Source organism: Mycobacterium botniense (assembly GCF_010723305.1).
Lineage (GTDB): Bacteria > Actinomycetota > Actinomycetes > Mycobacteriales > Mycobacteriaceae > Mycobacterium > Mycobacterium botniense.
Genome location: NZ_BLKW01000004.1, coordinates 571,982 through 592,829 on the forward strand (window position 1 = coordinate 571,982; position 20,848 = coordinate 592,829).

Consider the following 20,848-nt stretch of genomic DNA (forward strand, 5'->3'; position numbering starts at 1 on the left):
GATGAGGGGAATTCAGCTGAGACGTGACCGGTGCGCATTTGCACTGTGACGCGGACGGGGCTCACGACGCCGAGCTACGGTTGCCGTATTTAGCCGATAGCGTGAACACGATTCGATCACCCGCCTCGGGCCGCGATCATCGCCGAGCGGTTGACCTTGGTCGCGGCCGTGCGGGGAATCTGGTCGACGAACTCGACGGTCTTGGGCACTTTGTAGCCGGCGAGGCGGCTCTTCGCGTACCGGATCACCTGCTGTTCGGTCAGCGGCGGCCCCGACTCCGCGCGCTGGACCACGGCATGCACCCGGCGCCCCCACTGCGGGTCAGCGAGTCCGATGACCACCACGTCAGCGATGCCGGGATGTTCGGCCAGCGCGCATTCCACCTCGGCGGGATAGACATTGGCGCCGCCGGTGACGATCATGTCGGCACGGCGGTCGACGAGGTAGAGGTACCCCTCGTCGTCGAGGTGACCGATATCGCCGGCGGAGCGGAATCCGTCGGCCGTCGACGGTAGCGGCGGTGCCCCGCCCAAGTAGCGATACCCGCTGCTCATCGGTGCGCGCAAGTAGATGTCGCCGAGTTCACCAGGACCTACCGGATTTCCATGTGCATCTAAGATGCGGATCTCGGTTCCCCGGAAGCCACGGCCCACACTGCCCGGATGGGTCAGCCACTCGTCGCCCCGCAGTGCGGTAAGCCCAAGGTTTTCGGTCATCCCGTAAGCCATCAGAATCTGCTCGGGACTGAGCAGATCGAACCAGGTGTGCAGCAGCGCAGGCGGCATCACCGCGGCTCCCTGCAAAATCCAAACAACACTGGAGAAGTCTCGGCGGCCAATATCGGGCAGCGCGGCAATACGCGCCAGCATCGTGGGTGTGGCGGTGAAGTTGGTGATCCGATACCGCTCGATCGCGTCGAGGACCATTGCCGCGTCGAATTTTTCCAGGATTACCAAACGGTCCCCACCCAACAGGTTGTTGAGTGGAGCAAAGCCGTTGGTGTGATACATCGGCCCCGGCACCAGAATCGTCTGCGGTTGCGGCACCGGTGACCAGGCCGCCATGAACGGAACGCTGTGCTCGGGTGTCCACAACGCTTGCGCCAGGTTGAGGATCACTTTGGGCAGCCCAGTCGAACCGCTGCTGCATATCCCGTTGACCATAGGTGACACGGCGACGGGCAGCGGGGCTCCGGACTGACGTGCCGCGTGCGCGGCAAACGTCTGCACGTGGTGTTCGTCAACGGTGACGACGGGGTTGATCACCTCGAGCACCCGGGAGCGCTCCCAGTCGGGCAGATCCCAGTGCATGGGGATCGGAACGGCACCGATTTTCCAGCAGCCCAGCGCGGCCAGCACCAGGTGCTGTGAGTTGGGAATCGCAAGGGCGACCAGCGAACCGGTCTGGGCACCGGCTTCGGCGAGCGCCCGCCCCCACTGGTTGGCGCGGGTGTCGAGCTCGCTGAATGTCAGCGCACGAGCCGTGCCGTCGCGGGCCACCGTGACGACGGCCAGCTCGTCGCGACGTTCGGCGGCGAGGTCGGTGAGCCTGGCCCCGAAGGGGATTCCGCCGCCTGCCTGGCCGAGCGGCACTCCGGCGGCAATTGGCCCGGCGCTCATGCGGGTTCTGCGGCGAATTCGGTGAACAGGGTCTCCAAGCACCCATTGCGCACGGCAGGTATCAGGCGCTGGGCGAGTTCTTCGCTGCTCGCTGGCAGCCGGATCAGCGGTTGGGTGTGCCGGTCCAGAACACTGATATCGGATTCGTCGCAAAAACCCAGTGCACCCAGCAACTGGTGCGAAGTCCGCAGCACCTGTCGGGCCGTGTCAGCGGCTTTGAGCCGCAGCACCAGCGCATCGGCTGAACGTGCCTGCGCCGGTGCGGTTCCCAACCGCCACACGGTGTACTTGGCAAGTTCGTGAAGACCGCGCACCGCCACCGATGCGTCGGCGGTGGCGAACTTGACGGCCTGAAAGTCCGCGAGCGGCCTGCCGAATTGGATCCGCGAGCGCACATGCTCGGTGACGATCTCCAGGGCGCGTTGCATCGCACCCAGAATCCGCCACGAGCCCAGCACCAGATGCACGTCGACGTCGGCTGAGGGCACGGTGCCGTCAGGTTCACTCAGGGTGGCGGGCACCAGAAACGGGCCCAGCTTGGCGTGCGTTCGCGTGCCCATGCGCGGATGGTAGCGGGTGCCGTCGAGGTCGGCGGCGACCCAGCCACCGCTCAGGTCTCCGTGGTCGACTCGCGCGGCTCGGGGGTTGACCAGGGTAAGGCGCTCGCCGTCGATCCTCAGCAGTTCTTCGACCAGCGGATAAGGCAGCGCCGTGGCTCCGGCAGCCTGGCAGAGCACCGCGGCTGCCAGCAGGTCGTCGGGGCCAGATCGCACGTCGAGATCGAATGCGCCGATCTCGGCCAGCGCAGCCCGCGCCTCGGCACGCGGCGCCTCCTCGGTTTCAGCCCGCAAAGCTGCCTGCGGCCCACCCACCCGGGCCAGCCGTTTAGCGGCGACGGCGGCGAATTCAGCGGTGTCTTCAGGCAGCGCGGTATTCACCTGTGTTCTCCCAAGACGTCACGTGCCACCAACATCTTTTGCACTTCGATGGTGCCCGACGCGACCGTGGCCGCTTGCGCGTAGCGCCAATGGTCTTCGATCGCCCCGTCCAGCGGGGCCGAGACGCCGCTGTCCAGCGCCGTCGGACCCAGCACATCGAATAGCAGCTCGGCGACCTGCTGATCACAGGTGGTGGCGGCGATGCGGGCGGCGCTGGCCGCTGCCCCCGCCGACGGATCGTCTAACAGCGACACGGAGCGATAGGCCAGCAGCCGCGCCACCCTTAGGTCGGCCAATGCCCGCACCCACCGAGTGCGGATCGACTCGGGCAGGCTGTCCCAGCTGGTGCCGAGTTCGGCGCGTACACGCTCGAGCAGCGATTCGCAGCGCGCATAGCGCGCGATACCGACACGCTCGAAAGCGAGCGCTTCCCGCATCACCCGCCACCCGTCGCCGACCTCGCCGAGCACTTCGCCGGGAAATGCCTGCACGCCGTCGAGGAAGACCTCGTTGAGATGGTGCGGTCCCAACATCGACCGAATAGGGCGGACAGTGATGCCAGGCCGGTCCATCGGAATCAGGAAAAGGGTGAGCCGTCGCGGTTTCGGGGCATCCGGGTCCGTACAGGCCGCCAGCACACACCACGATGCCATTTGTGCGTAGGACGTCCAGACCTTCTGGCCGGTGATCCGCCAGCCGTCACCGTCGGGGACCGCGCGGGTACGTAACGACGCCAGGTCCGTTCCGGCTTCCGGCTCGGAAAACCCCTGACACCAAATGACTTCGCCGGCGGCAATAGCTGAGAGGTGCTGGGCCTTCTGCTCGGGGGTGCCGTAACGCATCACCGCCGGCCCCACCCAGTTGATCCCCATGTACTGTGGGCCGCGGGGCTCATGGTGTGCCCACATTTCCTCGCGCAGCACGGTCTGCTGCCAGATCGAACCACCACCGCCGCCATATTCTTTGGGCCACGCCAGCGCGAGCAGACCTTCGGATGCCAACAGCTTGCAAAACGACTCGGTGGTCGCCAGATCCTGCGGATCGTCGGTGCATGCGCCCAGGAAGCCTGCGGGGATGTGAGCGGTAATCAACTGTCGTAAACGTTTGCGCAGTTGACCGGCATCAGCGCCGAGGTCATAGTCCATCGTCGTCACCCTTTCGGCAGCCCGAGCACCCGCTCACCGATGATGTTGCGCTGGATTTCCGATGTGCCGCCGTAGATGGTTGCGGCCAGTGCGTCCTGACGTTCGAACAAAAGATCCGGATCGGCGACCGAATCCGGTCCCGCTGCCACAGCGCTCAACTCCCAAACTCGCTGCAGAGTCACTGATCCGAGCAATTTGAGGATGTCGGCTTCTGGTGCGGGCCGGCCGGCGAGCTCGTTGTGCAGCGCGCGGTAACCGGTGGCCCGCAAAGCTTCGGCGTCTGCCAGCAGCGAACCCAGCTCAGCGAAGATGTCCTCGCCGGTAGTCACTTCGTCGGCGAGAGTGCGCATTTGTACCGCACCGCTCGGCGTGTTGGCGTGCAAACACGCACGCTCGCGCATGCGCCGGATCGAGTCGAGACCGCGGTGGATTTCGACCCAGTTCATGATCCAGATCATCTGGCGTTCATGCCGCAGCGACGACAACGCGACCTGCCAGCCACCGTGGTATGGGCCCAGCAGGTTGGTCACCGGGATCTCCACGTCGTCAAGGAAGATCTCGCAGAAGGTCTCGTCGGAAATCGATGCCATGCGAATGGGTGTGATTGTCACCCCAGGCGAATTCAGGTCGAGGATAAGGCAGGAGATGCCGCGGTGTTTGGGCGCGGCGGGATCAGTCCGGGCATACAGGGTGCACCACCGTGACAGGTGGGCCTGCGTGGTCCAGATCTTGTGGCCGTTGACCCGGAACACTGTGCTATCCGGGGCGTCCAGCTCGGCGCGGGTGCGCAAGCCGGCGAAATCCGATCCGGCTTCCGGTTCGGACATGCCCAGTGCCCACCACTCGTCGCCGCGCAGCAAGGGCACCAGCAGCCGGTCGATCTGCTCAGGTGTGCCGAACTGCCGGATCGCGGGCGCAACGACGTTGGGACCGGCGATATTGGGCAGTTTGGGTGCCGACCGCAGCGCTGCCTCCAGCCGGATTTCCATCGCCTCTCGCAGACCCAGCGACCGGCCGCCGTGCTCAGGAGGCCAGGTGGGCTGCAGCCAGCCGGCCTCGAAGGCGGCTCGTTGATAATCGCGCCGCAGCCCCAGATCCCAGCGGTAGTGGCGATAGCGTTCCCCGTAGTAGTCGGCGGGCAGGAATGCGGTCAGCCAGGCGGCAAACTCAGCCGCCACCTCCGAACGGGTGTCGGCTGGCGTCACGATGCGCCTCCCGCGAAGCGGCGGCCCACCGCGTAGTAAAGCGCGCGGCTGTCTCCCAGCAGCGCGGCACCCTGCCAGGCGTGGCGCAGATAGAGGTGCATGTCGTGTTCCCAGGTCTGGGCGATGGCGCCGTGCACCTGCACCGCGGTGCGCGCGCAGCCGACCGCCGCGTCGCTGGCCGCGGCTTTGGCCATGGCCGCGACCATCCACGCGTCGGTGGGCGTGGTCGCGGGATCGTCGAGACGGGCCGCGGCTGCGTAGGTGAGACTGCGCGCGCGTTCCAGACAGACGTAGTTGTCAGCCAGGGCGTGTTTGACCCCCTGGAAGGCGCCGATCGGCTTGCCGAACTGCTGCCGGGATTTGGCGTGCTCCACCGAGCGGGAGAGCACGGCTCCCGCCACCCCGACCAGGTCAGCAGCGGCGGCGACCAGCGACGCGGCCAAGGCTGAGTCGAGGTCGACCGGTACGCCGATCACCGGTTCGGCATCGACTTCGATGTCAGCTACGGGCTGTGCGGGGTCGATGCTCTCGCCCGGCTGGACGACGACACCGTCGCCGCTGCGCACCACCGTTGCCACGGGTCCATCGGCTGATGTGGCAAGGGTGACGATGAGTTCCGCACGAGTCACCCCCGGAACCGCGACGGCGCGTCCACGCACACGGCCGTGCTGCAGTGTCATGGCAATACCCGGAAGCCGGCAGCCGGGCGGATGAGCGGCGAGGGTGGCGACCACGCCGCGGGTGAGGTCGCGCAGCAATGCGTCTACCCCCACACCGGCGGCCCGTAGCACGCCTGCGGCCAGACCGACGCTGCTGAGCAGCGGGATAGGGGCGATGGCGGCTCCGCATTCTTCCAGTACCACCGCCAGGTCAAGCGTCCCGTAGTCGTCTGCGGGGGCAGCGAGTTCGGTCCAGCCGAGGTCGACGACGGTCTTCCACAGGGTGCGCCAGCGTTCCGGGTCGGTCAGCGCCTGACGTGCGACATCCGGTGGGCACTCGGTGCACAGGACCCCGTGCACGGTCTCACGCAGCGCAAGTTGCCCGGAATTCAGCCCGACATCCATAAGGCACCTAACATAGCAAAAATAGTAATCAAGCGCGGACCTGATTACCGGCGCTGCTCAGCCCGTCGCCGAGCTTCGGTGGGCACGACCGGGGGACGTGCGAACGGACCACGGCGCACGGCATTGAGCCGGATCTCGGGCAGATCTACCGACGGGTCCACGGTGTCCAGCCAGGCTACCGCGTCGGCGACATCGGCCACCTGGATTGCGTACATTTCGAACGGAACATCCTGCAGCATCTCCGTTTCCACGGGACCCGGGGTGACGATGTGTACGCTGATCCCGTCCCGGTCCACCTCCAGCGCCAACGCCCGGGCGAACGCGTTCATGCCAGCCTTGGTTGCCGAATAGGCGGTCCGGGCCATCATGGGCTCGTGCGCCGCCGAGGAGGAGATGAACACCAGCCGCGAACCCGCGTGCATCCGCGGCAGGACCGCGGAAGTAACCACGAAGCAGGAGTCCAAATTGGCGGACATGATCTCGCGCCACTGCTCGAATGTCTGCTTGCGTGCGTAAGTTCCACCAAGTACGCCGGCCGCGTGCACGACGAAATCGATTGTCTCCAATGGGGCTATCGCGCGGGCAAAGCCGATCGGATCGGAGGCGTCGGCCACGATATGGCGGGCGCCGATCTCCTCGGCGGCAGCGCGCAGCGGGCCCTCGCGGCGCGCCGCAAGCACCACATCGTAGCCCCGCTCGCACAGCTTGCGCCCGCACGCTTTCCCGATTCCACCGCTGCCGCCGGTGACCAACGCGGTTCTCGCGTGCTGCTGTTGTTTCACCGCAGGTCCGGGGTGTCAGAGTTTACAGATGGCGGCTGTCACGCGGACGTGCCAGCGCCTGCGGTGACAGCGCATAGATCCGTTGGTCGCGCCGGCCCGACAGCACATACGTCTGAGTGTCGGCGACATGGCGGGCGGCAATGCGGCGAGCCCGGTCCACGTCCCCCGCTTCGATCGATTCGGTCAATTTGATGTGCGTATTGAGCACAGCGCGGCGTTTGGCCAGTGAGGGATAGGTGCCCTGTGCGGCGCTCTCGTTGGCCCACTGCTGCTCGTGGCTGCTCCACAGCGTCTCCAGGCTGCCGACGACCGCGATCATCGTGTGGTTCCCGCAGCCACGGACGAGTAGATTGTGGAACTGGCGGCCGATTTCGGTGAATTGCCGACCGTCGTCGAGGTGTTGGGCCATGGCTTTGTTAATCCGCTTGAGCTCAGACACCAATGTGTCGTCCCGGTCGGGTCTTTGCGCGCCCAATGCCGCGCACACCGGCTCGAGTTCACGCAGCGCCACGCCCAGATCGGCGAGACCGACGTTCTCGCTCTGTAGCAGCAGGCCGAGCATATAGGCCGCGCTGGTCTTCGCCGGGGCATGGACGACAGCACCGCCCTGGTTGCCACGCCGCACCGACACCAGCCCCTCGGTTTCCAAAATCCGTAGCGCTTCGCGCAGGGAAACCAGGCTGACGTTGAACTGCTCGACGAGAACTTCCTGACGCGGCAACAGGTCGCCGTCGGCGAGTTCTCCGTCGATGATCTGACGGCGTAACTCGTCGGCGACGATCTCGGCGATGCGCGGCGCCGATAACCGGCGGCGCGCATCCGGGCCGATTCCCAGCGTCGTCATCCGATCCTCACCACGACCTACACCACGAACCAAGCCACCAACCAAGCCACCAACTAAGCCACCAACTAAACCACCAACTAAACAGGAAAGCGCCCGCGGGCACTGACCCACGAGCTCACCTGCTTAGCTATCTTAGCAGTAATTGTGATAATAGCTGTGCTGCCGGTGTGCGCTATGGGTTGCCGCCGAATAAGGACATCCGGATGGATACAGTGAACCAGGATTGCCGCACCCCGCTGCTTGACACGTTGCGTGTCGTGGAGATCAGCGACCGGATAGCCGGCAGTTACTGCGGCAAACTGTTGGTCGACGCGGGTGCTGATGTGCGCAAAATTGAGCCGCCGCAAGGAGATCCGCTGCGCCGATTCACCGCCAGCTGTTCGCCGCTGCCGAACGGCGCGGATGCGCCGCTGTTCAGCTACCTCAACGCCGGCAAACGCAGCGTGATGGCAACTCCGGCTGACGAGCGCTACCGCGCGGAGCTGGAAGCTGCCGACATCGTGGTCGTCACCGCAACCCGGTCCCAGGCATCCGGCCTCGGGGTCGATCCGCAGCGGCTGTTAGCGTCGTCACCCCAGGCAGTGGTGGTGACAATTTCCGATTTCGGTTGGAGCGGCCCCTACACCGACCGCGCCGCCAGCGAGTTCACCCTGCAGGCGTGGTCCGGGTGCACCGGCTTTCGCGGAGATCCCGCGGGACCGCCCATCGCCATCGGCGGCGATCTGGGGGAGTACATGGGGGGTGCGTTCGCCGCCTTCGGGGTGCTGGCGGTGCGCCGCCGCATCGAACAGGGCGGCCCGGGAGAGCATTTGGATCTGTCGATGCTCGAAGCGATCACGCTGATGCAGAGCAGTGAGTGGCTGCATTCGCAACTGTTGCGGGTCCCGCCGATCAGCCGCACCCTCGAGGTCCCCTCGATTGAGCGGGCCAAAGACGGTTATGTCGGGATCACCATGGTCACCGGTCAGCAATGGCTTGACTTCGCTGCCATGGTCGAGCGGCCTGAGCTGACCGAGATTCCCCAGCTGCGTTTTCAGATCGGCCGCTGGGAATATCGCGACCTGATCCGTGAACTGATCGGGCCCTGGTTGGCCGAACGCACCGTTGACGAGATCGTCGAACTCGGGCAACTCTTCCGCTTGCCGATCGCACCCGTGGGCACTGGAGCAACGATCCGCGAGATGCCTTACATGCGCGAGCGTGGTGTGTTCGTCCGCAATCCGGCTGGCTTCCATCAGCCCCGCCCGCCCTGGCTGATGTCAAAGTGCCTTCCCGCACCACTGCGCGCGGCGCCCAGGATCGGCGAAGCCAACAGCGAACCTCCTTGGCGGCGGAGGGAATCGGCATCGCCATCCGGGCTACGGCGGCTACCGCTCGAAGGTGTGCGCGTGATCGACTTGACCGCCTTTTGGGCCGGGCCGGCGGCGACTCACCTGCTGGCGGCGTTCGGCGCCGACGTCATCAAGGTGGAGTCGATTCAGCGGCCTGATGGCATCCGCTACTCGGGCGGAATGCGCACCGATGTCGACGACTGGTGGGAGTACGGCTGGTTGTTTCACGCCATGAACACCAACAAACGGTCGGTCACTCTCGATCTGGGATCTGCCGAAGGTCGCCGACTGTTCAGCGTTCTCGCAGCCGACGCCGACGTCGTCATCGAGAATTTCTCGCCGCGGGTGATGGATCATTTCGGGCTGACCGCCGAGGCGCTGCTGGCGATAAACCCCAAACTTGTCGTCGCCCGGATGCCCGCCTTCGGTCTGGACGGCTCGTGGCGCGACCGCGTCGGTTTCGCCCCGACCATGGAGCAGATCGCTGGTCTGGCCTGGATGACCGGATTGCCGGACGGTCCGCCTGTCGCTCCGCGCGGAGCGTGTGACCCCTTGGCCGGTGTGCACGCCGCGTTCGCGGTGCTGGCCGCGTTGCACTTCGCCGCACGCACGGGGCTGGGACAACTCGTTGAATTACCGATGATCGAGGCGGTGCTCAACGCCACCGCGATCCAGCCGATGGAATTCGAGGTGTTCGGGGTGACGCTGACCCGCCAAGGCAACCGTGGTCACGGCCTGGCGGTGCAGAATCTTTATCGCTGCGCGGGCCAGGACGACTGGATCGCGGTCACGGTAGCCAGCGACGACCAGTGGTGTGCCCTGGTGGAGCTCATGGGTCGACCGGCGTGGACCGGCGATGAGGGTTTGTCCACGGCGGCAGGACGGCGCCAGCGGGCCGACGAGATCGATCGCCGACTACAGGAGTGGTTTGCCGCCCAGCAGCTCGACACCGCTGTGCAGCGCCTCGCCGAGGCGCATGTTCCCGCCGCGCCGGTGGTGTCGCCGTCTTTGGTAACCGAGAACCCCCAGCTGCTGGCTCGCGGGTTCTTCGAGCCGCTGGAGCATCCGCGGACGGGTGCTGGCCTGTACCCGCGGCCGCCGTTCGCTCCGCTCGCCGGGCAGCGCAGATGGCTCGTCCGCCCACCGCCCACCCTCGGTGAGCACAACGAAGAGATATTGGCGGACCTGTGTGGGTTGACCGACACTGATATCGCCCGGCTGGCCGAAAGCGGTGTGATCGGGACCCGCCCCAGTGGCCTGTAAAAAGCCCGGCGCCGCGGCCACCGAGGAACGCAGAGACGCGAAGGGAGCATCTCGATATGCGGGTGATCGTTGACGAAACGCTATGTGAGGCCAACGGGATTTGTGAATCGCTGGCTCCAGACGTATTCAGCCTGGGCGACGCCGATGTGGTGCGAATCGCCGACGGCCCGATCCCGGCCCGGCTGGAGATCGATGTCCGCACCGCGGTCGACCAGTGTCCGAAGGCCGCGTTGCGAATCGTTGATTGAGCGGTGCCCAGCCGGGCCGGACAGGAGATTCCGGCCGCGGCTGGCCCGGGAGCACAAGCGGCAGCGGCCCCGCCGGGATCAGCGCGCCCTCAGCGAGATCGCCATCGTGTCATAGATCGACATGTTGGTGATCAGGCTGGGATGGGCCACCTTGGCCGGCCCGATCCTGATATCGTCGCAGCGCAGCAGCAATTCGTCGAAAACGGCCCGAATCTCCGCGCGCGCCAGCATGGCGCCCAGGCAGTGGTGCGGTCCGCCACCGCCAAACGCGACGTGCGGGTTGGGTTGGCGGCTGATGTCGAAAGTGAACGGATCGTCGAAGACCTCCTCGTCGCGATTGGCCGAGCGCAGCATGGATACCACTCGGTCCCCCCTGGGGATGTGCTGCCCGTCCATTTCGACGTCGACCTTGGCGGTGCGGGTCCAGTAGGCCACCGGAGTCGCCCAGCGCAGCACTTCTTCGACGGCGCTGGCTCGCAGCGCTTCCTCCTCGCGATACCGCTCGATTTGCTCGGGGTTTCCCACGAACGCCTGCAATCCGATCGCCAGGGCGTTCTTGGTGGTATCGCTGCCGGCGAAGGCCAGCACGAAAAAGAAGATCTCCAGTTCGTTGGCCGGCAGCCTGAACGGCTCACCGTCGTCGCCCGTGATTTCGGCGGTGGCCAACGTGCTCCAGATGTCGTCGGCGGGGTTGCGTCGTTTGGCTTCGGTGAGCTCGAGTGCGTAGCTGAAGATGGTGGCGTAGAGCTCGGCTTCCTCCTGTCGGCGCAGGCGCGCATGCGGCGAGCGCGCGGTCAGGATTCGGTCGAAGACGCTAAAGATTCGCGGCCGGTGTTCCTCCGGCATTCCGATGATGTCGCCGATAACGCTCATGGGCAGCTGGTCGGCCACATCTCCGATCCAGTCTCCGCCGCCTTGGCTGATCAGCCGGTCGATCATTCGCGCGGCCCGTGCCCGGATACCGTCTTGCAGCTTGGCGATCGCTCGCGGCGTAAACGCACTCGAGATCAGTTTGCGGCGCCTGTTCAGCTCCGGCGGATCCATGTCAATAATCGTCGGGTAGGACAAAACCGTGTCGATGGGCTGGATCAGTGGGCCGTCGACCGCCGTGAACGAATCGGCGTCGCGGTGCAGGCGCACTGCGTACCGGTGCTTGGTAGTGATCCAGAAATCGCGCTGCACGCCGGTCTTTGCGACCCCAGGAGTGCGGTCGTGCCGGAACAGTGGCCTGGTGCGCCGCAGTTGCGCAAACAGTTCATCCGGAAAACCTTTGCGCCACAGAGAGAAATCGGAAAGGTCTACTGCCGCAGTCGTCATGCGCCCGCCTTCGGTTCGTGCGTAGCGACCATCCAGGCCTAACGTGCCAAAGCCGCTATCTTTGCTATTTAAGCATGATAGATCGGGTTGGGGCACCCGTGAGGGTGCGCTTTGGTGACGAACGGTTCGCCGATGTTTCTTTCGCAGAGCTGCAAATCGATCCGGTCATCACCCTCGGAACAAGTTATGAGCGGCTTGGCCTGACCTTCACCGACGAGACACGCCGCTCGGTGCAGCACTGGGCAAGTGGTCATCAGCCGGGGTCACGCGGAGCACACGAATATTCGTTATCCGATTATGGGCTGACACCAGACAGTGTCCGGGAACAGTTCAGCGACTATCTTGCCGCCTACGATGCCACGGGTTGACGTGACTCAGTCTGTGACCAGGCCGGCGGTGACACGACGACGAGCCAAGCATCGGCCCGACCCGGTCACGCGTGCCGTATTGGTGTCCGCGGCGTCCAGTATCGTCCGGGAGCAGGGGGTCGGCGCGTTGACGGTGGCCGATGTGCTAAGCCGCACAAAACTGGGCACCCGCGCCTTCTATCGACACTTTGACTCGAAAGATCAACTGGTTCAATCGGTTTTCCTGGAGATGGCACGGGCCGAGGTGCGGCGGTTGCGCCGGAAACTGGCCCGCGCGTCGAATCCGGTCGAAGCGGTCGCGGCATGGATCGACGGGCGGCTCGACCTTGCCTTCGACGCGTCCGTCCGGTCTGATCTACGGAACCTGTCGCTGGAAGCCCAGTCCCAGATGTTTGCGGCACCTGAGGTGGTGGGCCCGGCATACCGTGAGCTGCTCAATCCGCTTCTTCAGCAGCTGGAACTCGGCAATAAGCAAGGAATCTTCGCAGAGATCGATCCACCAACCGTCGCCGAGTTGTTGCACGGAGCAGTCTGGGCGGTTGTCGAGCAGCAATGGGCTACCGGAAACTGCGACCGGGCCAAAGCCCGGGATGCAGTGTTGCGTTTCTGCCTGAGTGGGCTAGGCGCCCCGGAGCACATGATCGCGGCGGTCATCACACATCGCTGATACGGCCACGTCGTCAGCTAGAGGAGCAACGATGGATTTGGGGTTCGCCGGCTCGAAAGCCGTTGTCACAGGCGGGAGCAAAGGGATGGGTCTGGCCGTAGCCGAGACCCTTGCCGCGGAGGGCGCCAGCGTCGCCGTGATGGCAAGGAACCACTCTGCGCTGGATGCGGCGGTGGAATCTTTGAAAGCGGCGGGGGCGCCCGACGCGCTGGGTATCAGCGCGGATATGTGCGATGCCGCGTCAATCGCCGCCGGGTTTGCGATGGTCGCAGAGCGCTGGGGCGAACTCAACAGCCTGGTCCACACGATCGGCCCGGCGGACGGCTATTTCGAGGAGATGACCGACTCGGATTGGGATGCGGCCTTCACTCTCGGCACGATGTCAGCGGTGCGGTCGATCCGCGCCGCTCTGCCGCTGCTGCGAGCCGCCGAATGGGGTCGAATCGTGACATTTTCGGCACACTCAATACAACGACAGAATCCGCGTATCGTCGCCTACACCGCCTCGAAAGCGGCTCTTGCCAGCATCACCAAGAACTTGTCGAAGAGCCTGGCCCAAGACGGCATCCTGGTGAACTGCGTGTGCCCGGGAACCATCGTCACAGCAAGTTTCACCGAGGTCCTCAAAGATGTGCTCGCCGCTGACGGACTCGACGCTGAAAACCCCTACGACGTGATGAGCTGGATCGACAGCAATTTCCATCAGCCGTGCGATCTCGGCCGTGCCGGTCTGCCTGAGGAAGTCGCATCCATCACCGCCTATCTGGCCTCGCGGCGCAATGGGTACGTCACGGGTGCGACGGTGAATGTCGACGGCGGGTCGGACTTTGTCTGACCCAATGCCCGGCACTGATCCGCTGTGCAGGCGGGTGGCCGACGTCGTGAGTTGACGTTGAATTTTTAAAATAGTAAAAATAAGCGTAAGTCTGCTGTGGACTGGCAAGATGCACTCCCGCCGCTGGCCCGCGGGGAAACGGAGAGATAGTGACGCAGACGGTTCCGGATCCGACCATCGATCCGTCCGACCGCGAGTTCGGTCCGGCCGGCATCGCGCTGCCGAAGTACCGCTTCCCGACGGGATGGTTCATCGTCGCCTTCGCCTCGGATCTTGGCGCTGGCGAGGTCAAGCGGGTGCATTACTTCGGTGAGGAATTGGTGCTGTTCCGCACCGAGTCGGGCCGGGTGCACGCGTTGGATGCCTATTGTCAGCATTTGGGCGCCAACTTGGGTGTGGGCGGCAGGGTAGAAGGTGAGCAGATCGTCTGCCCCTGGCACGGCTGGCACTGGCGCGGCGACGGGACCAACGCCCTGATCCCGTACAGCAAGATCGGCTGTAAGCAGAATGTCCGCATTCGCAGCTACCCCAGTATGGAGTGGTACGGCTTTATCCTGGTCTGGCACGAACGCCACGGCCGACTGCCGTATTGGCAACCACCGGTGCTGCCCGAACTCGAGACCGGTGAGTACTACCCGCTGCACCCGCATAGCCGCATGCTCAACCGGGTCAAGGTACACGCCCAGATGATCATCGAGAATGCGGCCGATCCCTACCATGTCCAGTACGTGCACAAGGCCGCCAACCCGGCTACTACTGCCTCGTTCGAGGTTTCCGGTTATCACCTGCACGCCACGGTCAACGCGAATTTCGGAGGCGGTCGTGAGCGAACCTGGCTGACCCCGAACGGGCCGGTGGACGCCAAGATCATCTACGACAACTACTCGTTGGGGCTGGGGATCGTCCGATTCCCCAGTGAGCTGGTGGCCACCATCCAGGTCACCGGACAGACCCCTGTCGACGAGGACTACACCGACTACTTCTACACCCAGGCCTCGGTTCGTGAGCCCGGCGACACCGGAGACATGCCCACCGGACGCGCGGCAAGGTTCTTGGCGCTGCAGCAAGAGGTTGTCAAACAGGACTTCTTCACCTGGGAAAACATGAAATACCTGGAGAAGCCCAACCTCGCGCCCGAAGAGGCCCGCGACTATGCGGCCCTGCGCCGCTGGGCGCACCGTTTCTACCCGGGTGAGCAACCGTCGCCCACAGATTTCGGCTACACCCCCGACGGTCAGCCCGACCCGGCTGCCGCGCACGCCTGATGTGCCCCGGGCCCCTCGGACCCGCTGATTTCGATGTGGCCGAATTCAGCGTGCCGGCTGTGCTGGACCGCCGCGCCGAGCAGCACCCCGGGAGGGTGATGATGTCGGTTGCCGGCACCCCGGTGACGTTCGAGCAGATGCGGCAGCGGTCCTGCGCAGCGGCCAATGTGCTGCTCGAACTGGGTATCAACCGGGGCGACTGCGTCGCACTGTTCACCGCGACGTGCCCGGAATGGGTTTACTTCTGGTTGGGAGCCGCGCGCATCGGCGCGCTAAGCGCGGCCGTCAACGCGGCGAACAAGGGTGACTTCCTGCTGCACGCATTGCGATTGTCGCGGGCGAAGGTGGTCATCACCGACGCCGAACGCCGCCCCCGGGTAGCAGAGCTCGCCGACCGGCTGAGCGTGGAAACCGCCGTTGTGGGACAAGGAGATTGGCTCGACGTAACGCTGAGCCGCGGGGCGGCGCATGCACTGGTCGACAACCCCGCCCAACCCGGGCAGGTGGGGTCGCTGTTCTTCACCTCCGGCACCACGGGTCCGTCGAAAGCGGTTGCCACATCGTGGCACTACCTCTTTTCAGTCGCTGCCACCGCCGCGGCGGCCTGGCAATTCAGAGCGGGGGAGGTGTTGTGGACCGCCATGCCGCTGTTTCACCTCAGCGCAGCGCCGAGCGTTCTGGCTCCGATGCTGGTGGGAGGGACAACCGTGCTGGCTGGTGCCTTTCATCCCGGGGCAGTATGGGACGAGGTGCGCGGCTGCGGCGCCATCGGCTTCGTAGGTGCCGGTGCGATGGTGACGATGTTGTGGAACCTACCGCCGGATTCCCGCGACGCGCAGCTGCCGCTGCGTTTCATCTCGGCAGCTCCTATTGACGCTGCGATCTATCGCGACATCGAAAAGCGTTACAAGTGCCGTATTGTCACGATGTATGGTCTGACCGAGGCCTTTCCCATCGCCGTGAAAGCAGTCAGCGACCAAGGGGTGCCCGGAACGTCGGGCCGAACGAATCCGAACTTCGATGTGCACGTCGTCGACACGGAGGGCAATTCGCTGCCGACGGGGGCGGTCGGGGAGATCGTCTGCCGGGCCCGATACCCTCACGTCATGAGCGAAGGATACGTCGCAGACACGGGATCTCCTGGCCTGCAGGTCGATCCACATCCGCAATGGTTCCGCACCGGTGATCTGGGGATGCTCGACGACGAGGGCAATTTGACGTTCGTCGACCGTGTCAAGGACTCGCTGCGCCGGCGCGGAGAAAATATCTCCTCAGTGGAGGTGGAAAACACCGTCATGCGCCACCCAGCGGTGGCCGAGGCCGCAGCGGTCGGGGTCCCCAGTGAGCTGGGCGAAGATGACATCCTGTTGGTCGTGACGCTGCGGCCGAACTGCCGCGTGGATTACGCCGATTTACTGGACTTCTGTGCCGCACACATGCCGTACTTTTGCGTACCACGCTATGTCGAGATCATGAGTGAACTGCCGAAAAACGTTATCGGTCGGGTGCGCAAGGACCTTCTTCGTGCCCGGGGTGTGGCGCCGACCGCGTGGGACCGCGAGAGCCATGGATACGTCGTCGTTCGGTAAGAGGCGTTTGGCGAGTCGGTTCGACGGGAGGCACCAGATATGTCAATGACATACCAGCAGCAATACATGCTCGATGCTGTACGCGGACGCGCTGCCATCCTCGATCTGACGGCGCGGCACAACCGGTGCTATTCCGACGGCGACCGCGACGGCTGGGTCGCGACATTCCGTCACTCGGGCGCGCGTTTCGTGCGTGACGGCAAGGTGTTTACCGATCTGCGGGCTGCTTTCGACGGTGGTGCTCAGCAACGGCTGGTCACCGTCGATCACGAGATCAGCGTCGACGGCATCAACGCGAGTCAGCGATGCATCGGCCTACTGTTCGCCGTCGACGACGCTGGCCTCACAACTCTGCGAGCCACTGGCGTGTATCGAGACCAGCTTGTCTACGAACGCGGCAGCTGGTACTTCGCTTCCCGCGAGCTCCGGTGGGATTCGGTGCCCACCGGCCATCCGCTCATGATGTGATGGCTGAGGGAACCGAACTTGCTTATGGCAGCTATGAGGATGCGCTGCGGATGGTCGGTGTGTCCCGGGAACCCCGGACTGCGGGAACAGTGGTCAGTGCGGCGCGCATCCAGCTGTTCGCCGCGATGGTTCGCGACGGTAATCCATCGTATTGGGATACCGAATTCGCCCGGAAGACGTGGGGCGGCCTGCTCGCTCCCCCTGCTCTTCTCATGGGCTGGCTGATACCTCCGCCGTGGGTGCCGACAGATTGTCCCCGGGTAACCTCGATCGCGCTGCAGGTCCCGCTGCCCGGCACTGCTTTCATCAACGCCGCGAATGACGCCGAATTTCTGCTGCCCATCGTCGAAGGTGATCGCCTCACCGTAGTCGAGCAGGTGGTCTCAGTGTCACCGGCGAAGCAGACCCGGCTGGGCGTCGGGCATTTCGTCGAAACCATCGAAACGTACACTCGCCAAGATGGTGTGGTGGTGGCGAGGAATCGAAACACGTTGTTCCGCTTCACCCCCGGTGCGTCGCTGTGACTGTGGAGTGGGGAAAGCTAAGTGTCCCGACCGACCTGCCCGAGGTGGTCGATGAGATCGATTACCAACGGGTAGTGATGAACAGCGGCGCGACATGGGACTACTTTCCGGGTCACTACGACCCGGCGTACGCCCAAAGCCACGGCCACCCGACGATCTTTGTCAACACGATGCATGTGGCTGGATTCGTCGACCGCGTCGCCACCGACTGGGCCGGCCCGAGCAGTCGGGTCATACGTCGCAAAATGAGGCTGGCGGGGTCGATTTACGCCGGTGACACCATGGTGGGCCGGGGACGAGTGGTAGCCAAGCGCTGCGACACCTCAGTCGACCCGCCCCGCTACCTCGTCGACCTGCAGGTCGCGGTGACCAACCAGCGGGGTGAGCTGTGCTGCCCGGCCGAGCTCACGCTGCAGCTGCCGCAGTGACACCGGCTCAGCGGGCAGCTGGTGGGCGCGCGCCGCTGCACATGATTGTCTGTAGCTCGACGTATTCATTGAGGCCTTCGGGGCCGAACTCGCGCCCAATACCAGAGTGTTTGAAACCCCCGAACGGGATACCGATATCGAGCATGTACATGTTGATCCCGTAGGTGCCGGTGCGCACCTGGGCAGCGATCTCTAGGCCGTGGGCGACATCGGCGGTCCACACCGAACCCGCCAGGCCATAGTCGCTGTCGTTGGCGATGCGAACTGCTTCGTCCTCATCGGAGTAGGTGAGCACGGTCAAGACCGGGCCGAATATCTCTTCCCGCGCGATGCGCATGTCGTTGGCAGCATCAGTGAATAACGTCGGTTGCACATACCACCCGCGCGGGGCTGGTGCGCTATCGCCGCCGACCACGATACGCGCGCCCTCCCGCACTCCGCAGCGGATGTAGTCCTGCACGCGCTGCTGCTGGCGTTGCGAGACAAGCGGCCCGATGTCGGTCGTGTCGTCGGTGGGATCGCCGACACGCAGCCCCGACATCATCTCGGCCAGCGCATCGACGAGTTCGTCGTGGCGTCGCCGGCCGACTAGAATGCGGGTTTGCGCGACGCAGGCTTGTCCGTTGTTCATCAGGCCCGCGGTTTTCAGGCCGGCCACGGTCTTGTCGACATCGGCGTCATCGAGGATGATCGCGGCCGACTTGCCGCCCAGCTCGAGGCTCACCCGTTTGAGCTGTTGACCGCACAGCGCAGCGATCCGGCGGCCGGTAGCGCTGGATCCGGTAAACGCGATCTTGTCCACGCCGGGATGGCAGACCAGTGCCTCGCCGATTTCTGGTCCGCCAGTGAGCACCGAGACCACCCCTTCAGGCAGGCCGACCTCCTCGATCATTTCGGCTAACCACAAAGCATCCAAAGGGGTTTCGGGTGCCGGTTTCAGGATGACAGCACATCCGGCGATGAGTGCCGGAATCAGCTTGGGCATGATCAGACACTGCGGGACATTCCATGGCACGATCGCGCCGACCACGCCCACCGGGGTCCGGCGCAGCTGTGCTTCGCCGAGTACCCCCCGGCGGCGCTCCGTCCAGGGGAATTCTCGGGCGGTAGCCAGCGCGAGATGCATCATCGATGCCGCGCCCGCGGCCTGACCTAATCTGCTGAAGCTGCGGGGCGAACCCATTTCAGCGGTAATGAGGTCAGCCATCTCGTCAATATGGCCGGCATAGACAGCGGCCAGCTGCTCGATTTTCGCCATGCGCTCACTGGGATCAAGCCGCGGCCACGGTCCGTGGTCGAAGGCGTGCCTGGCGAGGGTGACGGCCTCGTCAACATCGCGGCGGTCGGCCACCGCCGCTTCACCGAAAGGCTCTTCGGAGTGCGGACAGATAACGGTAAGCCTCGCCGGGGTAGCGGGTCTGCGCCAACGCCCTCCGATGAAGAGTTCGTCATACCAGCGGTGGCCAGACCCTGCTGTCATCGCGCATCACCTCGAGGAAAGGCGAGAAACGCTATTAATGCTAACATAGCAAAAAATAGCAGATCGGCTCAGCCGCTACCGGAGACGACTCACCACACAATGTCTGACGCGAAGATAACGGGCCGGTGGCGTTACCCTTTTCAGCTGGTACCCGGCGACAGCTTGCTGGAGTTTCCCGCTGCCGAAGGTGAGCACGCCGGCTACGAGTCCGATACATGGTTTCTCGCCGGGCCACTCGATGCTGCCAGTGGTCGGTCGTTTGCTTTCCTGGCTATCGTCAACAAGAATCGTCCCGGCGGATCGGTGGTCGCGGACTTTTACACGATGGCACTATTCGATCTCGATACCGGCGGGTACGGCACCTACACCGACTACGACATGCCACCCCTCAGCGTGCAGCCGGGTGCGCGACCCAAGTTGCGCGCCGCCGCGGGGCACCTGGACCTGCGATACGAGGGCACTGCGGGCACGGCGTCGTGGACGACCTGCCGCGGCGGTGACGGCGAATTGCGGCCCTTCACCTATCGCGTCAGCCTGACCGGTGTGGACCAGACAGGGCAACCGATGAACCTCGAGCTCACGGTGACGCCGACACGGGCGCCGGTTCCCGTTGGGGCATCGGCGTATAACGGCAAAATCGCCTGCTTCGGTCAAAACGAGACCTATTCGTACTTCCAGAGCAGCATGGCGATGACCGGAACCCTCCGCTGGGGCGAGACGCGTGAGCGGGTCGCCGGGACCAGCGGGCATGTGGACCGGCAGTGGTTTCCCAAATACGCGGGCGGTGGGGGAACCGGAGGGGATCCGCGGGCCCGGTCTCACGAGTGGCGCACCATCAGTTTGGACAACGGTGTCGACTTGAGCATTTGGCAACAGTTCGACCGTACCAGCCGCAATGGGCGGCAGCCTTTTTCGGGAATCACGACGAGCTACCCCAATCCACAGACACCAGCAGAGTGTGTTGAAGACGTTGAGGTCACCGTCACTAGCTATGTCCGATGGCCGGATTCGGTGCGGCCGCTCATTCCGCCACCCGCCAGTGCCCGGTACATGCCCGACCGGCATCTGATCAGCAGCGCCACGCTGCGACTGGACCTCGCCGGCGAGCCGCTGGTGGCCGCGCCGGCGCATGCGCTGCCGATCGAGTACATGGAAGGCCCGTATCACTACCGCGGAACCCTGCGCGGCGAACCGGTGAGCGGATTCGCCTTTTATGAAAGGTCACTGGCGCTTTACCGGGACTGGGAGCTGATCGACGTGCTCAACGCCACGGTCGCCGATCGAAAAACCTCTGAACCGCAACTGAACACGCTAATCGGCCAGATGCGGTCGCTGGTGTCTTCCGGTCGCCGCGGTGAAGCATTGCAGATTTTGCAGACCGCGATCCGGCCGATACTGGCGGCCCCGCAGGCTCGTTCGGCCTGCACCCAGGTTCTCGACGACCTGATCGCCGCTCTGTCGGCGTGAG

At 64.6% G+C, this 20,848-nt stretch carries 20 protein-coding genes; 11 read left to right on the forward strand and 9 right to left on the reverse strand.

Annotated elements, in window-relative coordinates; genetic code table 11:
• Positions 1-116: 116 nt before the first annotated feature.
• Genes G6N08_RS12780 through G6N08_RS12810 form a run of 7 tightly spaced genes read right to left on the reverse strand, consistent with a single transcriptional unit; the run spans position 117 to position 7,597 of the window.
• On the reverse strand, positions 117-1,619 hold the full coding sequence (locus G6N08_RS12780; RefSeq protein WP_163757824.1) for a class I adenylate-forming enzyme family protein: 1,503 nt from the start codon (positions 1,617-1,619) through the stop codon (positions 117-119).
• Positions 1,616-2,557: an acyl-CoA dehydrogenase family protein gene (locus G6N08_RS12785; RefSeq protein WP_163757826.1), complete on the reverse strand. Its 942-nt coding sequence runs from the start codon at positions 2,555-2,557 to the stop codon at positions 1,616-1,618. The genes G6N08_RS12780 and G6N08_RS12785 overlap by 4 nt, the downstream gene beginning before the upstream one ends.
• On the reverse strand, positions 2,554-3,702 hold the full coding sequence (locus G6N08_RS12790) for an acyl-CoA dehydrogenase family protein (RefSeq protein WP_163757827.1): 1,149 nt from the start codon (positions 3,700-3,702) through the stop codon (positions 2,554-2,556). Before G6N08_RS12790 ends, G6N08_RS12785 begins: the two co-directional genes overlap by 4 nt.
• Positions 3,703-3,707: 5 nt before the next feature.
• Complete coding sequence (locus tag G6N08_RS12795; RefSeq protein WP_163760565.1) at positions 3,708-4,880, reverse strand: acyl-CoA dehydrogenase family protein; 1,173 nt, start codon at positions 4,878-4,880, stop codon at positions 3,708-3,710.
• Positions 4,881-4,903: 23 nt separating this feature from the next.
• A complete protein-coding gene (locus tag G6N08_RS12800) occupies positions 4,904-5,971 on the reverse strand; it encodes an acyl-CoA dehydrogenase family protein (protein ID WP_163757829.1) in 1,068 nt (355 codons plus the stop codon).
• A gap of 44 nt (positions 5,972-6,015) precedes the next feature.
• A complete protein-coding gene (locus tag G6N08_RS12805) occupies positions 6,016-6,753 on the reverse strand; it encodes an SDR family oxidoreductase (RefSeq protein WP_163757830.1) in 738 nt (245 codons plus the stop codon).
• A gap of 22 nt (positions 6,754-6,775) precedes the next feature.
• Positions 6,776-7,597 (reverse strand): FadR/GntR family transcriptional regulator, encoded by an 822-nt coding sequence (locus G6N08_RS12810; protein ID WP_163757832.1) that lies wholly within the window; start codon positions 7,595-7,597, stop codon positions 6,776-6,778.
• A 203-nt stretch (positions 7,598-7,800) separates the two neighbouring features.
• Here G6N08_RS12810 and G6N08_RS12815 point away from each other — a divergent pair, with 203 nt between their 5' ends.
• Both G6N08_RS12815 and G6N08_RS12820 read left to right on the forward strand, forming a co-directional pair.
• Complete coding sequence (locus G6N08_RS12815; protein ID WP_163757834.1) at positions 7,801-10,191, forward strand: CaiB/BaiF CoA-transferase family protein; 2,391 nt, start codon at positions 7,801-7,803, stop codon at positions 10,189-10,191.
• Between the two features lie 56 nt (positions 10,192-10,247).
• Positions 10,248-10,439: a ferredoxin gene (locus G6N08_RS12820; protein ID WP_163757836.1), complete on the forward strand. Its 192-nt coding sequence runs from the start codon at positions 10,248-10,250 to the stop codon at positions 10,437-10,439.
• A gap of 78 nt (positions 10,440-10,517) precedes the next feature.
• On the opposite strand, the gene G6N08_RS12825 is transcribed toward G6N08_RS12820, so the two are convergent.
• Positions 10,518-11,756, reverse strand: coding sequence for a cytochrome P450 (locus tag G6N08_RS12825; protein ID WP_163757838.1), 1,239 nt, complete (start codon positions 11,754-11,756; stop codon positions 10,518-10,520).
• A gap of 98 nt (positions 11,757-11,854) precedes the next feature.
• Between G6N08_RS12825 and G6N08_RS12830 the strand changes: the two genes are divergently transcribed.
• The 8 genes from G6N08_RS12830 to G6N08_RS12865 all read left to right on the forward strand — a co-directional run bounded on the left by G6N08_RS12830 (position 11,855) and on the right by G6N08_RS12865 (position 17,900).
• Positions 11,855-12,124 (forward strand): sulfotransferase family protein, encoded by a 270-nt coding sequence (locus G6N08_RS12830; RefSeq protein ID WP_308494710.1) that lies wholly within the window; start codon positions 11,855-11,857, stop codon positions 12,122-12,124.
• A gap of 1 nt (position 12,125) precedes the next feature.
• Positions 12,126-12,791 (forward strand): TetR/AcrR family transcriptional regulator, encoded by a 666-nt coding sequence (locus G6N08_RS12835; RefSeq protein WP_308494711.1) that lies wholly within the window; start codon positions 12,126-12,128, stop codon positions 12,789-12,791.
• 31 nt (positions 12,792-12,822) lie between these two features.
• Positions 12,823-13,626, forward strand: a complete 804-nt coding sequence (locus tag G6N08_RS12840) for an SDR family NAD(P)-dependent oxidoreductase (RefSeq protein WP_163757842.1) — start codon at positions 12,823-12,825, stop codon at positions 13,624-13,626.
• Positions 13,627-13,775: 149 nt separating this feature from the next.
• Complete coding sequence (locus G6N08_RS12845; protein ID WP_174813295.1) at positions 13,776-14,891, forward strand: aromatic ring-hydroxylating oxygenase subunit alpha; 1,116 nt, start codon at positions 13,776-13,778, stop codon at positions 14,889-14,891.
• Positions 14,891-16,480, forward strand: coding sequence for an AMP-binding protein (locus G6N08_RS12850; RefSeq protein WP_163757844.1), 1,590 nt, complete (start codon positions 14,891-14,893; stop codon positions 16,478-16,480). Before G6N08_RS12845 ends, G6N08_RS12850 begins: the two co-directional genes overlap by 1 nt.
• A 39-nt stretch (positions 16,481-16,519) precedes the next feature.
• Positions 16,520-16,948, forward strand: a complete 429-nt coding sequence (locus G6N08_RS12855) for a nuclear transport factor 2 family protein (RefSeq protein WP_163757846.1) — start codon at positions 16,520-16,522, stop codon at positions 16,946-16,948.
• Positions 16,948-17,472: an FAS1-like dehydratase domain-containing protein gene (locus tag G6N08_RS12860; RefSeq protein ID WP_163757848.1), complete on the forward strand. Its 525-nt coding sequence runs from the start codon at positions 16,948-16,950 to the stop codon at positions 17,470-17,472. Before G6N08_RS12855 ends, G6N08_RS12860 begins: the two co-directional genes overlap by 1 nt.
• A complete protein-coding gene (locus tag G6N08_RS12865) occupies positions 17,469-17,900 on the forward strand; it encodes a MaoC family dehydratase (protein ID WP_163757849.1) in 432 nt (143 codons plus the stop codon). The genes G6N08_RS12860 and G6N08_RS12865 overlap by 4 nt, the downstream gene beginning before the upstream one ends.
• A 7-nt stretch (positions 17,901-17,907) precedes the next feature.
• Here the strand turns inward: G6N08_RS12865 and G6N08_RS12870 are convergent, their stop codons facing one another.
• Positions 17,908-19,380, reverse strand: a complete 1,473-nt coding sequence (locus tag G6N08_RS12870) for an aldehyde dehydrogenase (protein WP_163757852.1) — start codon at positions 19,378-19,380, stop codon at positions 17,908-17,910.
• 114 nt (positions 19,381-19,494) lie between these two features.
• Between G6N08_RS12870 and G6N08_RS12875 the strand changes: the two genes are divergently transcribed.
• On the forward strand, positions 19,495-20,847 hold the full coding sequence (locus G6N08_RS12875) for a lipocalin-like domain-containing protein (protein ID WP_163760569.1): 1,353 nt from the start codon (positions 19,495-19,497) through the stop codon (positions 20,845-20,847).
• The last annotated feature ends 1 nt before the right edge of the window (position 20,848 follow it).